The 13,641-nt window shown below is 66.1% G+C and carries 13 protein-coding genes; 8 read left to right on the plus strand and 5 right to left on the minus strand.

The window, feature by feature from the left end; translation table 11 throughout:
• Window positions 1-26: 26 nt before the first annotated feature.
• The 5 genes from CAL19_RS14555 to CAL19_RS14575 all read left to right on the plus strand — a co-directional run bounded on the left by CAL19_RS14555 (window position 27) and on the right by CAL19_RS14575 (window position 5,909).
• Window positions 27-968, plus strand: a complete 942-nt coding sequence (locus CAL19_RS14555) for a 3-keto-5-aminohexanoate cleavage protein (RefSeq protein ID WP_026638721.1) — start codon at window positions 27-29, stop codon at window positions 966-968.
• Between the two features lie 28 nt (window positions 969-996).
• Window positions 997-1,896, plus strand: coding sequence for an SDR family NAD(P)-dependent oxidoreductase (locus CAL19_RS14560; RefSeq protein WP_026638722.1), 900 nt, complete (start codon window positions 997-999; stop codon window positions 1,894-1,896).
• A gap of 223 nt (window positions 1,897-2,119) precedes the next feature.
• Window positions 2,120-3,484 (plus strand): cytochrome ubiquinol oxidase subunit I, encoded by a 1,365-nt coding sequence (locus CAL19_RS14565; RefSeq protein WP_094797144.1) that lies wholly within the window; start codon window positions 2,120-2,122, stop codon window positions 3,482-3,484.
• Window positions 3,477-4,532, plus strand: a complete 1,056-nt coding sequence (locus CAL19_RS14570; RefSeq protein ID WP_094797145.1) for a cytochrome d ubiquinol oxidase subunit II — start codon at window positions 3,477-3,479, stop codon at window positions 4,530-4,532. Before CAL19_RS14565 ends, CAL19_RS14570 begins: the two co-directional genes overlap by 8 nt.
• A 102-nt stretch (window positions 4,533-4,634) precedes the next feature.
• Window positions 4,635-5,909 (plus strand): acetyl-CoA hydrolase/transferase family protein, encoded by a 1,275-nt coding sequence (locus CAL19_RS14575; RefSeq protein WP_094797146.1) that lies wholly within the window; start codon window positions 4,635-4,637, stop codon window positions 5,907-5,909.
• Here CAL19_RS14575 and CAL19_RS14580 read toward each other — a convergent pair whose 3' ends face one another.
• The 5 genes from CAL19_RS14580 to CAL19_RS14600 all read right to left on the minus strand — a co-directional run bounded on the left by CAL19_RS14580 (window position 5,910) and on the right by CAL19_RS14600 (window position 10,499).
• Window positions 5,910-6,701: an IclR family transcriptional regulator gene (locus tag CAL19_RS14580; RefSeq protein ID WP_026638726.1), complete on the minus strand. Its 792-nt coding sequence runs from the start codon at window positions 6,699-6,701 to the stop codon at window positions 5,910-5,912.
• A complete protein-coding gene (locus CAL19_RS14585; RefSeq protein ID WP_249276317.1) occupies window positions 6,698-7,576 on the minus strand; it encodes an IclR family transcriptional regulator in 879 nt (292 codons plus the stop codon). The genes CAL19_RS14580 and CAL19_RS14585 overlap by 4 nt, the downstream gene beginning before the upstream one ends.
• Window positions 7,569-8,774 (minus strand): acetyl-CoA C-acetyltransferase, encoded by a 1,206-nt coding sequence (locus CAL19_RS14590; RefSeq protein ID WP_026638727.1) that lies wholly within the window; start codon window positions 8,772-8,774, stop codon window positions 7,569-7,571. Before CAL19_RS14590 ends, CAL19_RS14585 begins: the two co-directional genes overlap by 8 nt.
• A gap of 69 nt (window positions 8,775-8,843) precedes the next feature.
• Complete coding sequence (locus CAL19_RS14595; protein WP_026638728.1) at window positions 8,844-9,593, minus strand: SDR family NAD(P)-dependent oxidoreductase; 750 nt, start codon at window positions 9,591-9,593, stop codon at window positions 8,844-8,846.
• 24 nt (window positions 9,594-9,617) lie between these two features.
• Complete coding sequence (locus CAL19_RS14600; RefSeq protein WP_094797147.1) at window positions 9,618-10,499, minus strand: MaoC family dehydratase; 882 nt, start codon at window positions 10,497-10,499, stop codon at window positions 9,618-9,620.
• A 236-nt stretch (window positions 10,500-10,735) separates the two neighbouring features.
• Between CAL19_RS14600 and CAL19_RS14605 the strand changes: the two genes are divergently transcribed.
• The 3 genes from CAL19_RS14605 to CAL19_RS14615 all read left to right on the plus strand — a co-directional run bounded on the left by CAL19_RS14605 (window position 10,736) and on the right by CAL19_RS14615 (window position 13,638).
• Window positions 10,736-11,887: an acyl-CoA dehydrogenase family protein gene (locus tag CAL19_RS14605; protein ID WP_026638730.1), complete on the plus strand. Its 1,152-nt coding sequence runs from the start codon at window positions 10,736-10,738 to the stop codon at window positions 11,885-11,887.
• A gap of 70 nt (window positions 11,888-11,957) precedes the next feature.
• On the plus strand, window positions 11,958-12,707 hold the full coding sequence (locus CAL19_RS14610; RefSeq protein ID WP_094797148.1) for an electron transfer flavoprotein subunit beta/FixA family protein: 750 nt from the start codon (window positions 11,958-11,960) through the stop codon (window positions 12,705-12,707).
• 1 nt (window position 12,708) lies between these two features.
• Window positions 12,709-13,638, plus strand: coding sequence for an electron transfer flavoprotein subunit alpha/FixB family protein (locus CAL19_RS14615; RefSeq protein WP_094796232.1), 930 nt, complete (start codon window positions 12,709-12,711; stop codon window positions 13,636-13,638).
• The last annotated feature ends 3 nt before the right edge of the window (window positions 13,639-13,641 follow it).

Below are 13,641 nucleotides of genomic sequence, written 5' to 3' on the forward strand. Positions count from 1 at the left end.
CCTGCCCGCGTCGACACTATCCAGACATGAACAACAGCTCAGACAAAGTCATCATCTCATGCGCCGTCACCGGCTCCGTACATACGCCCAGCATGTCCGCGCATCTGCCCCTGACGCCCGACCAGATCGCCACGCAGGCAATCGAGGCCGCACAGGCTGGCGCGGCCATCCTGCATCTGCACGCGCGCGATCCCGCCGACGGACGGCCCACCGCCGATCCCGCGGTATTCGACGAGTTCGTGCCACGCATCCGCGATGCCACGGACGCCGTGATCAACATTACGACCGGCGGCAGCACCCGCATGACCCTCCAGGAGCGCCTGGCCTACCCCTTGCGCGCGCTGCCGGAAATGTGTTCGCTGAACATGGGCTCGATGAACTTCTCCATCCACACTGCCGCGCGCCGCATCGCGCATTGGCAATACGACTGGGAAAAACCGTACGTCGAAGGAATGGAAGACCTGATCTTCCGTAACACCTTCCGCGATATCCGGCATATCCTCAAGGTGCTGGGCGACGATGGCGGCACGCGGTTCGAGTTCGAGTGCTACGACATGGGGCACCTGTACAACTTGGCTCATTTTGTAGATGAAGGGTTGGTGCGGGGTCCGCTGTTCATCCAATGCATATTCGGCATCCTGGGCGGCATCGGGCCCGACCCGGAGAACCTCGTGGCGATGAAAACCACCGCCGATCGCCTGTTTGGCCGCGGCGGATACCGCTTTTCGGTGCTGGGCGCCGGCCGCCACCAGATGCCGCTGGTGACGCTGGGCGCAATCCTCGGGGGGCACGTGCGGGTGGGCCTCGAAGACAGCCTGTACCTGGCCAGGGGGACGCTGGCGCAATCATGCGCCCAGCAAGTATCGAAAATCCGCCGTATTCTTACCGAGCTTTCGCTCGAGGCCGCCACACCTGCCGAGGCCCGCGCCATGCTGGGCCTGAAAGGCAGCGACGCCGTGGCGTTCTGACGCGCTAACCGAAAAAACAGGAGCCCATATGAAGCAGTGCTTGCAAGACCGCGTGGCCATCGTCACAGGCGCGGGCAACGGCCTGGGGCGCGCACACGCCCTGGAACTGGCCGGGCATGGTGCGCGCGTGGTGGTCAACGATATCGCCGGGGCTGACGCAGGCTCGCCCGCCAGCCGGGTGGCCGACCAGATCGTCCGCAACGGCGGGCAAGCCATTGCCGTGGGCGGCGACGTCACCGACTACGCCGCCATGCAGGCACTGGCCGCACGTGCGCTCGAGCGGTGGCAACGCATCGACATCCTGGTCAATAACGCCGGCATCCTGCGCGACAAGAGCTTTTCGAAATTGACACTGGACGACTTCCGCGCCGTGCTGGACGTGCACCTGATGGGCAGTGTGCACGGGACCAAGGCAGTCTGGGACACCATGCGGGAACAGCGCTACGGACGCATCGTGCTCACGACGTCGTCGTCGGGCCTGTACGGCAATTTCGGCCAGTCCAACTACGCCGCGGCAAAGATGGCGCTGGTAGGGCTGATGCAGACGCTTGCCCTGGAAGGCGCCAAGTACGATATCCGGGTCAATTGCCTGGCGCCCACGGCCGCCACCGCCATGACCGAAGGTATTCTCGCCCCCGAGGCGCTGGAACGGCTGTCGCCAGAAGCCGTCAGCCCGGCCCTGGTGTGCCTCGTCCGCGAAGACGCGCCCACGCGCCGCATCCTGCTCGCCGGCGCGGGCAGCGTGGAAAGCGCCCACATCACCATGACACAGGGCATTTTCATTGGGCAAGCGCCCGACGCCGCCGAGCAGATCCATCAGCGCCTGGACGAAATCCTGGACCGGCGCGACGAAGTCGTACCCGCCACGGGCTTCCAGCAATGCCAGTTCGAACTGGCCAAGGCCGGCTTCCAGATGGCGCTGCCCTGAGCGCCGCAGCGGGACGCGCGCCGTGGCGCCCTGCCACGGCCGCTCGCAAGATCACCGGCCGGGCGCCATTACTGGACAGCCGACGGCCAATTAACATTAAATACCCCCTGCTTTCCGGCTCCCACGCCTGTCCGCCTGGCGCGCACGCCGCGTGCCTGCGCATGGGCCGCGGGCGCTTCACAACCGCCCGGGGCGGCTGCAAGAACAACAAGGGAATAAACGCATGGATCTATCGCCGCTTGTGCTGGCCCGTATCCAATTCGCCGCCAACCTGACTTTCCACATCCTGTTTCCCGCCATCAATATCGCGCTGGCGTGGATACTGCTGTATTTCAAACTGCGGTGGCGGTCTACCGGCGATGTCGCCTGGCTGGACGCCTACCGATTCTGGATCAGGGTCTTCGCCCTGTCGTTCGGCCTGGGCGTCGTGTCCGGCCTGACCATGAGCTTCCAGTTCGGCACGACCTTCCCCGGTTTCATGGAAAGAGCCGGCAATGTGGTGGGGCCGTTGATGGGCTACGAGGTCATGACGGCGTTCTTCCTCGAGGCCGGGTTCCTGGGCATCATGCTGTTCGGCCGCGGCCGCGTGCCCGAATGGGTGCACACCCTGGCGATGAGCCTCGTGGCGTTCGGCGTCACCCTGTCGGCGTTCTGGATCCTGGTGGCGAACTCCTGGATGCAGACGCCCGCGGGCGCCGAGATGATAGACGGCAAGTTCTATCCCACCGACTGGCTGCAGATCCTGTTCAACGCGTCTTTGCCGCTGCGGTTTTCTCACATGTTGCTGGCCTCGGTGGTCACCGCCGCCTTCGTGGTGCTGGGCGTGTCGGCCTGGCAGGCGCTGCGCCGGCCACTGCGCCCCGGCGAGCGCAAGGCCTTCATGACGGGGCTGGTGCTGGCGGCGGCCGTCATCCCGGTGCAGATGCTGGTGGGCGACACGGCCGGACGCCTGGCCGCGCAGACGCAGCCCGCCAAGATCGCCGCCATCGAAGGGCTGTGGGAAACCCAGAAAGGGGCCGGCACGGTGCTGATCGGCTGGCCCGACGAAGCCACGCGCAGCAACAAGTGGGCGATCACCATTCCGTACGGCGCGAGCCTGCTCATCACCCATAGCCTCGATGGCGAAGTCCAGGGGCTGAATGATTTTCCCGACGCCCATCCACCGGTGGCGCCGGTGTTCTTCAGCTTTCGCATCATGGCCGGCGTGGGCGTGCTGATGGTGCTGTCTTCGTGGGGCGGGCTGTGGCTGTTGCGCAAGCGGCGCTGGAACCCCGACGCACTGCCGCGCTGGGCCTTGCAGGGGCTGGCCGCGATGACATTCTCTGGCTGGGTGGCCACGGTGGCCGGCTGGTACACCGCCGAAATCGGCCGGCAGCCCTGGGTAGTGTATGGGCACATCCGCAGCGCGGAAGTCGTGGCCGACCAGCCCGCCGCGGCCTTCGCACTGTCGCTGTCGGGCTTCCTGCTGCTCTACACCTTCTTGCTGGTGTCTTATATAGGCACGCTGGTCTATCAGGCCAACAAGGGCATCGAGCCCTCGCAGCCGGCCCGCCCGGCGCCAGCGGCCATGGGAGAACTCGATGGATAGTCTGGCAACGTATTCGGGCGGCCTGGCCGCGGGCGATCCGGCATTCTGGCTGCCGCTGGTGTTCATGGGGCTGATGGGTTTTGCGATACTCGCCTACGTCTTGCTCGACGGCTTCGATCTGGGCGTGGGCATCTTGCTCAACAGCGGCGTCGATGACTCCACCCGCACCACCATGCTGGCGTCCATAGGCACCTTCTGGGACGCCAACGAAACCTGGCTGGTGCTGGGCATCGGCATCCTGCTGGTGGCTTTCCCGTTCGCGTACGGGGGCATTTTGCGCGAACTGTATTTCCCCGTCACGCTGATGCTGTTCGGCCTGATCCTGCGCGGCGTGGCCTTCGATTTCCGCGCCAAGACGCCGCCTGCACGCCGCACCCTCTGGACGCGCCTGTTCTGGATCGGCTCCATCGTGGCCGCCTGGGCGCAAGGGTATATCCTGGGCGGGGTGGTCACCGGCCATAACCACGGGCTGCAATACCGGTTGTTCTCGGCGTTCGTGGGCGCATGTGTAGTGGCGGGCTACGCGCAGCTGGGGGCCGCATGGCTCATCATGAAAACCGAAGGCGCGCTGCAGCGCCAGGCCGTGCGCTGGGCAAGGCGGGCCTGGTGGGGCCTGGCTGCCGGCATCGTCGCCGTATCGGTTGTCACGCCGCAGATGGATCCGCAGATCTGGCAACGCTGGACCAGCGTCACAGGCCTGTACCTTGCCCCGTTGCCCATTGCCACGGCGGTGTGCCTGATTGCGCTGGCCGCCGTGCTGCGCACGCTGCCCCGACCGCGCGACAAGCTCTGCTGGCTGCCGTTCGCCCTGACCGCCGCGATCTTCACGCTGGCTTTCCTCGGCCTGGCCGCCAGCTTGTTTCCGTGGCTGCTGATGGGACGCATCACTCTGTGGCAAGGCGCTGCCGCGCCCGGCTCGCTGAAGCTGGTACTTGCCGGCGCCTGCGTGGTGCTGCCCGTCATCATCGCGTACAACGCGTATGCCTACCGGGTGTTCTGGGGCAAGACAGACAAGACGCTCAGCTACGACGGCCCGCTTGCGCCCTGAGCGGGCGCCGCGGGGCCGAAGTACGGAACGCCCTTCTGCGCGGCATTGACGCATCGGCCCCCGCGCGCTATCTAGCACATCTCATCACACGGAACCCCACGCATGACTCAGGCTGCAGCAGTCGATCTGGCGAAATACATCCGGGCCGGCGATACCATTACCTTCGGTCAGGCAGACGCGCTGCCACGCACCTTGCTGCGCCTGCTGGCCGAGCAACGCAGCCAGATCGGCAGGACACGGCTGTTCCTGGGCATTGGCCAGGGCCTGCAAGACATCCTGCGCCCGGAATACGCCGCTGACTTCGACTACGTCTCGTACTGCGCCAGCGGCACCAATCGCGCTCTGGCCAAGGCGGGCGTGCTGGATATTCTTCCCGAAAGCTATTCATCTTTGCCGCAGCTGCTCGGCGCCGGCCCGTTGCGCGCCGACGTGGTGTTCTTGCGCGTGTCGCCGCCCGACGAACAGGGACGCTACAGCCTGGGCATGGCGCGTGAATATGTTCTGGCTCCGCTGCGCGCAGCGCGCGCCATCATTGCCGAGGTCAGCCCCTCTACCCCCTGGACCTACGGCGGGCCGTATCTGCTCGAAAGCGACTTTGCCCTGCTTATCGACACCGACAGCGATGACCCCGGCGCGGACGCCGCCGCGCCCGGGCCGATAGAAACGGCTATCGGGCGCAACGTTGCGTCGGTCGTGCCTGACGGCGCCACGCTGCAGACTGGCATCGGCTCGATCCCGGACGCCGTGCTGGCGGCGCTGGGCAATCACCGCGACCTGGGCCTGCATTCCGGCAGCCTGGGTGAAGGCATCGTCACGCTGGCCGAATCCGGCGCGCTGACCAACGCCCGCAAAGGCATCGACGCCGGGCTGACCGTGGGCGGCGTATTGATGGGCGGCCCGCGCCTGCGGCGCTTTGCGCACCGCAATGCACAGCTCGAATTGCGGGGCACCGAATACACGCACGATGCTCGCCTGCTGGCCGGCCTGAATCGCTTCACCGCCATCAATTCCGCCATCGAAGTCGATCTCACCGGGCAGATCAACACGGAAATGGCCGGCGGCGGCTATATCGGCGCCATCGGCGGCGTGAACGATTTCCTGCGCGGCGCGCAGGCCAGCCAGGATGGCACTCCCATCGTCGCCCTGCCTTCCATGGCCCGCGAACAAAGCCGCATTGTCGCCGCATTGTCGGGCCCGGCCACGGTGCCGCGCAGCTGCTCGTGCGTCATCGTCACCGAACACGGCGTGGCCGATCTCCGGGGGCTGACTCTCAGCCAGCGCGTCGACAAAATGATCGGCATCGCGCATCCCGGCCAACGCGACGCGCTGGAAAACGCCTTCAGCGCCATGCCTGCGCAAGGCTGGAAAAAACGCTGATCACAACTCGCCGTCGAAGTCCGCCAGCAGGTCCTGCAGGCGGTCGGCGGCCTGGCACAACGCCGGCGCGATCAGTTTGCTTTCGGTGGCCAGGTCCGACTGCAATTGCGCCCGGCTGCAGCTCAAGCTCATCACGATGCGCTTGCGCCCCGCCACCAATGGCGTGGCAATACCGTAAGAATCGCGCTTGTAGCCGGCCATCACCGAGCACACGCCCGTCTTGCGCAGTTCAGTGAAACTATGCTGGATGCCGCGCGCGGGCCCGCCGGCAGGCTCGTCCTCGTGTTCGCGCAACTGTTCCAGCAGGCTGGCGCGCTCGTCCGGCGGCAGGCCGTACAGATAGGCCCGGCCGATGGCCGTGCTGCCCAAGGGCACCACCGACCCCACACCCTGGCGCAACGTGCCCATGCGATAGCTGGCCCGGTACCCCACGTAGAGCATGTCGAGATGGTCGCGTATGCCCAGCGCCACGGCCACATGAAGCTGGTCGGCAAGCTCTTGCATCAGCGGGCCGACCCTGTGCAACAGCTCGCTGCCCGCCAGGTAGGCATGGCCGATGCCCACGGGGGCCGCGCCCAGCTCGAACTCGCGCCCGCCGGGCACGCGCCGCAGGAACCCAAGGTGCAGCAGTGTCGTGGTCAGGCGCGACACCGTGGCCTTGGGCAGGCCCGTGCGACGCACCAGTTCCGTGTTGGACAACGGAGTGCGTTCGGACCTGAAGGCGCGCAACACCTGCATGCCGCGCTGCACGGTCAGTACCGCGCCGGCCGTCGCGTCGCTACGCGCAGTCATTGGGGCACCACCTGTTGCTGGATGCCGGCCACCATGGCCAGCAGCTGGGGCCCGATTTCGCGCTCTACACGCGCCCGCGTCATCTGCTGGCTGGCGCCAACGCACGCCAACACCATGGGCGCATGCCCTTCTACGAGCAGCGGCGCGGCCACGATGCCGATCTCGCTATCCCATTCGCCCAGCGACGAGCAATAGCCCACGCGATGAACCTGGGCCAGGCCTTCGCTGGTACGGCGCCGCATCTGCGGCCAGTGCCGCAGCGCACGGCGCTCGACGTTCTCAAGCAAGTAATAACGTTCAAGTTCGGGCAACGCCGCCAGCAGGGCCCAGCCCATCGGCGAAGAAGCGATGCCCAGGCGCACGCCTGCATGCAGATCCAGCGCCAGCGTAGATTGCGCGCTGCGGCAGCTTTCCAGCACGATCATGTCGAGCCGGTCGCGCGAGCTCAGGTTTACATGCACCTTGTGGCGGTCGGCGAACCCCTGCATGCTTGCATACGCCACGCGCTGCAGGTCGGAATTGACCATGGCGCCGTAGCCCAGGGTCAATGCCGACGGCGCAAGCCGGTATTTGCGCGCGCTGGGGTCGTGGAACAGGTAGCCCAGCGCCACAAGCGTCTGGGCCATGCGGGTAACCGTAGAGGCCGGCAGGCTGCAGCGCTGCGCGAGCTCGCGCGTGCCCAGCCAACGCTCGCCGGGCAAAAAGGCCGCCAGCACGGCCAGCGCCCGGGCAAACGGCTCCACGACGGCGGGCGAGCCCGCCGCAGCCCGCTTGCGCCGGGACGCGGCCGTTTCAGGCGATGCCGGCTCGCGCGCTAGCGACGGCATGGGCGCGCTGTACATCGCACGATCGGTGTGCGGATGGGTGTCATGCACGCTCGAAGATCGCGGCAATGCCCTGCCCGCCGCCGATGCACATGGTCTCCAGCCCGTACCGGGCGTTGCGCCGCTGCATTTCGTGCAACAGCGTGGTCATGATGCGCACGCCGGTGGCGCCCACCGGATGGCCCAGCGAAATACCCGAGCCGTTGACGTTCAGGCGGTCTTGCAGCTCGTCCATCGAGCTGCCCCAACCCTGCACGCAGGCCAGCGCCTGGCAGGCGAACGCTTCGTTCAGTTCGATGAGGTCGAGCTGGTCGAACTGCAGGCCGGTGCGGGCCAGCAGCTTCTGCACGGCCGGCACGGGTCCGATACCCATGCGCGACGGTTCGCATCCCGCTGCGGCCCAGCCCACCAGCCACGCCATGGGTTCCAGGCCCAGCTCATGCAGCTTGTCTTCGGCCACGACCAGGCACGCCGCGGACGCGTCGTTCTGCTGGCAGGCATTGGCCGCGGTAACGACACCGTCGCGCATGATCGGCTTGAAACCGGCGAAGCCTTCGATAGTCGAATCGCCCCGCACCCCTTCGTCGCGATCGACCACCAGCGCATCGCCCTTGCGCTGCGGCACTCGCACCGGGACGATTTCGCGTTCGAACAAACCTTTTTCCCACGCTGCCGCTGCGCGCTGATGGCTGCGCACTGCAAACGCGTCGGATTGTTCGCGGGTGATCCCGTAATCGCGCGCCAGGTTCTCGGCCGTTTCGATCATGCCGCTGATCCGCCCGAAACGCGCCTCGGGCTGCGAGCGCTCGCGGCCGCGATCCAGGCGGTCGTGCAACATGGGCGAGCCCGAGCGCGTGCCCCAGCGCACGCCGGTCGTGTAGTGTTCGACGTTGCTCATGCTCTCGACGCCGCCGGCCACCACGACATCGGCCGCGCCCGTCTGCACCATCATGGCGGCGGTGGCGATGGCTTGCAGGCCCCCGCCGCAGCGGCGGTCCAGCTGCATGCCCGGCACCTCGATGGGCAGGCCGGCCTGCAGGCCCACCCAGCGGCCCGTGCACGGGGTTTCGCCGTTCATGTAGCTCTGCGCAAAAACGATGTCGTCGATGCGCGCCGGGTCCAGGCCCGAACGTTCAAGCACGGCGCGCGTGGCAATGGCGCCCAGCTCTTCGACTGGCACGCTCTTGAGCGCGCCCCCGAATTTCCCTACCGGCGTCCGCATCGGAGCAACAATGGCAGCTCGTTTCATTCTTTCGTCTCCTGACGGCCATTGCCGTCCGTGTGGTGTATAAGGCCCATCGCCGCGCGCGTGCGCGGATCAACCATAGCGGCCGCCGGTCACATGCAGGACTTCGCCGCTGATGAACGACGCGCTCTCGCTGGCCAGGAAGGCAACGGCATTGGCGACGTCATCCGGATGCCCGGCGCGCTTGACAGGCTGGCTCTGGATGGCGCGCTCTTTGATAGTTTCGTACGTGGGCAGCGCCTGCACCATCTCGGTGTCCATGAAACCGGGGGCCACGCAGTTCACCGTAATGCCATAGCGCCCCTCTTCCACGGCAAGCGCCTTGGCCATGCCGATCAGGCCGGCCTTGGCAGCCGAATAGTTGGCCTGCGTGGGGTTGCCGAAGTGGGCGCGCGAACTGATATTGACGATACGGCCCCACCCTTGTTCGATCATCTTGGGCATCACCGCGCGGCTGGCCAGGAACGCGCCCTTGAGCATCACGTTCATCACCTGGTCCCAGTCGTCTTCCGTCATCTTGACCAGATACTTGTCGCGCGGAAAGCCTGCGTTGTTCACCAGGATATGCACGCCGCCGAAGGTGGCGACCGTCTCGTCCACCAGGCGCTGCACGTCGTCCGCCTTGGTGATGTCGCCCACCACGCAATGAGCCTTCAGGCCTTCGTCGCGAAGCGAGGCCGCCACGGCCTGCGCCGAGTCCGCCACGATGTCGGTAATGACTACGCTGGCGCCTTCGTGCGCCAGCTTGCGCGCCGTCGCCGCCCCCAGCCCTCGCGCCGAGCCGGTCACAATTGCCACCTTTCCGTTAATTCCCAGATCCATGTCGGTATTCCGTTATCGATTGACTTAAATGATTTCTACACGGCAGTTGTTCAACACCACCGCTTGCCGCTCAAGCGCAGTGGTGCGCAACGACAACACGTTGCCGTCTTTCCATATTTCGGTGCGCAGCGTATCCCCCGGCAGCACGACGGCAGTGAACCGCACGCGCATGCTGGCGATCCGCTCGCCTTCGTAATCGAGCACCGCGCGCATCACCGCGTGCGCGGCCATGCCCATGGTGGCCATGCCATGCAGGATGGGCCGCTCGAACCCTGCGGTGCGCGCCACCTGCGGATCGGCGTGCAAGGGGTTCAGGTCGCCGCTGAGCCGGTAGATCAGCGCGGCTTGCGGCAGCGTCGGCAGGTCGCACACCGCATCGGGCGCCCGCTCGGGTATCGGGTGGGGCGGCGGCGGCGCGCCGTCGCTGCCGCCGGGGCCGAAACCGCCATCGCCGCGCAGCAGGCTCAACTGCGTGACGGTCGCCAGCAAGATCGACGAGGCGGCATCGCGGATTTCCCTGCGCTGTTGCAACAGCGCCCCCTTGCCCGGGCCCTTGTCCCACAACGCGGTGACGCGGTTCTGGGCGACGACGCATCCGCTGGCCGGAATCTCCGCATGCAGGGCGATCTCTTGCTCAGCATGAACCAGGCGCTTCCAGTCGATGCCGGTGTCGGGCTCGCGCGCCCAGAACCCCGGATACGCCAGAACATTGGCCATGGTGGGAACAGAGCGCAGCGAGTTGCCGTCCAGGCCTTCATAGACGTAGCGCAGTTGCCGCTCATCGAGCGGGTCGGCGCCAAAGCCCAGGCCCAGCGCGTACAGCTGGGTGTCGCGCGCCTGGTATGCGTGTTCGATGGCTGCGAAATGCCGCGCGAGCAATCGTTCGGGGTTCAGGTTTGTGGTCATGGGGATCCGCAGGAGTTTTACGGATGATTCGCCATGTACTTGCTGCGGGTCAATTGCATCGCAAGCATAGTTCCGTACTTTGGAAATGCGTAATTCTGCCCTTCGCTGCTGGTCAAGTGCTATGCTGTCCCCATATCCGGTTTATTGATTTCCATTGTACGGAACAACTCGAATGGCCGCTTGACGCCCGGGCCCGCCTGGCCGCAGCATGTGACGTCTTTTTTGAGTACCCCGCCATGATCCGAGACCAGGAAACCCTGAACATCCTGCTAGACAACATCGCCCGTTTCGTACGCGAACGCCTCATTCCCAACGAGGAACTGGTAGCCGAAACCGACGAAATCCCAGACGACATCGTCCGGGACATGAAAGCCATGGGGCTTTTCGGGCTGACCATCCCCGAAGAATTCGGCGGGCTGCAGCTCACCATGGAAGAAGAAGTGCTGGCCATGCTGGAACTCGGGCGCGCGTCGCCCGCGTTCCGGTCGCTGCTGGGCACCACGGTGGGCATCGGTTCGCAAGGCATCCTGTTCGACGGCACCGACGAACAGAAGCAAAAGTACCTGCCGCGCCTGGCCACCGGCGAAATCATCGCCTCGTTCGCCCTTACCGAACCCGGTTCCGGCTCGGACGCCGCGTCGCTGCGCACGACGGCCATCCGCGATGGCGACCATTACGTGGTCAATGGCACCAAGCGCTTCATCACCAATGCGCCCCAGGCCGGCATCTTTACGCTGATGGCCCGCACCGACCCGGGCAAGAAAGGCGCGGCGGGCATTTCGGCCTTCATCGTCGACGCCGACACCCCGGGCATCACCCTGGGCAAGCGCGATAAAAAAATGGGCCAGAAAGGCGCGCATACCTGCGACGTCATTTTCGAGAACTGCCGCGTGCCGGCCGCAAACCTGATCGGCGGCGTCGAGGGCCAGGGCTTCAAGACTGCCATGAAGGTGCTGGACAAGGGCCGCATCCACATTGCGTCGATCTGCGTGGCCGTGGCCGAGCGCATGCTTGCCGACGCGTTGCGCTATGCGGCCGAACGCCAGCAGTTCGGCAAGGCCATCGGCGAATTCCAGCTGGTGCAGGCCATGCTGGCCGACAGCAAGGCCGAAATCTACGCCGCGCGCAGCATGGTCATCGACGCCGCACGCCGCCGCGACGCCGGGCTGCCCGTCAGCACCGAAGCCTCGTGCGCCAAGCTGTTTGCGTCCGAAATGTGCGGCCGCGTGGCCGACCGGGCCGTGCAGATTTTCGGCGGCGCGGGCTACATGAGCGAATACGGCATCGAACGCTTCTATCGCGACGTACGCCTGTTCCGCATCTACGAAGGCACCACCCAGATCCAGCAACTGGTCATTGCCCGCAACATGCTCAAGGAATTGCAATAAGGCGCGGCGGGCAATTGCATTGCATCGCCGTCCGTCAGTAACAGTCGCCTATCGGCGAGGAACTCCAACCATGAAGATACTCGTACCAGTCAAGCGCGTCGTTGATTACAACGTCAAGGTGCGCGTCAAATCGGATCAAACGGGCGTGGATATCGCGAACGTGAAGATGTCCATGAACCCGTTCGACGAGATCGCCGTCGAAGAGGCCACGCGCCTGAAAGAAAAGGGCGGCGCCACCGAGGTGGTGGCGGTGTCGTGCGGGGTGGCGCAGTGCCAGGAAACGCTGCGCACGGCCATGGCCATTGGCGCAGACCGCGGCATTCTGGTGCAGACCGACGCCGAGCTGCAGCCGCTGGCGGTGGCCAAGCTGCTCAAGGGCCTGGTGGACAAAGAGCAGCCGCAGCTGGTGATCCTGGGCAAGCAGGCCATTGACGACGACGCCAACCAGACCGGGCAGATGCTGGCCGCGCTGCTGGACTGGCCGCAGGCCACGTTTGCCAGCAAGGTCGAAGTGGCCGACGGTTCGGTGACGGTCACGCGCGAGGTCGACGGCGGCCTGGAAACGATCAAGCTGAAGCTGCCTGCCATTGTGACGACGGACCTGCGCCTGAACGAGCCGCGCTACGTGACGCTGCCCAACATCATGAAGGCCAAGAAAAAGCCGCTGGACACGGTCACGCCCGAGGAACTGGGGGTGGACGCGGCGCCGCGGCTCAAGACGCTGAAGGTGACCGAGCCGCCGGCGCGCAAGGCCGGCATCAAGGTGGCCGACGTGGCCGCGCTGGTGGACAAACTGAAGAACGAAGCGAAGGTGCTCTGAGATGACGACGCTTGTTATTGCCGAACACGACAATGCCCACCTGAAGGGCGCGACGCTGAACGCCATTGCGGCGGCTGCCCAGCTGGGCGGCGACGTGCACGTGCTGGTGGCCGGCAGCAATGTCCAGGCGGTGGCCGAGCAGGCTGCGGCGGCCGCGGGCGTGGCCAAGGTGCTTGCGGCCGATGCGCCGCACCTGGCCGACGGGCTGGCCGAGAACCTGGCCGCGCAGGTGCTGGCGGTGGCCTCGGGCTACAGCCACATCGTGTTTCCGGCCACGGCCTCGGGCAAGAACGTGGCCCCGCGCGTGGCGGCCAAGCTGGATGTGGCGCAGATCTCCGACATCATCGGGGTGGACTCGTCCGATACGTTCCAGCGGCCGATCTACGCGGGCAACGCCATTGCCACGGTGCAGTCGGGCGATGCGGTCAAGGTGATCACGGTGCGCACCACGGCGTTTGACGCGGTGTCGGCCTCGGGCGGTTCGGCGGCGGTCGAGGCGCTGGCGGCGGTGGCCGATTCGGGGCTGTCGTCGTTCGTGGGCCGCGAAGTGGCCAAGAGCGACCGTCCCGAGCTGGCCGGTGCGCGCGTGGTGGTCTCGGGCGGCCGCGGGCTGGGCAGCGCCGAGAACTTCAAGATCCTGGATCCGCTGGCCGACAAGCTGGGCGCGGCGCTGGGCGCCTCGCGCGCGGCGGTCGACGCGGGCTACGCGCCCAACGACTGGCAGGTGGGCCAGACGGGCAAAATCGTGGCGCCGCAGCTGTACGTGGCCGTGGGCATCTCCGGGGCCATCCAGCACCTGGCGGGCATGAAAGACTCCAAGGTCATCGTGGCCATCAACAAGGATGCCGAAGCGCCCATCTTCGGCGTGGCCGACTACGGCCTGGTCGGCGACCTGTTTACGGTCGTGCCCGAACTGACCAACGCGCTGTAAGCG

Source organism: Bordetella genomosp. 7 (genome assembly GCF_002261265.1).
Classification (GTDB): domain Bacteria; phylum Pseudomonadota; class Gammaproteobacteria; order Burkholderiales; family Burkholderiaceae_B; genus Bordetella_A.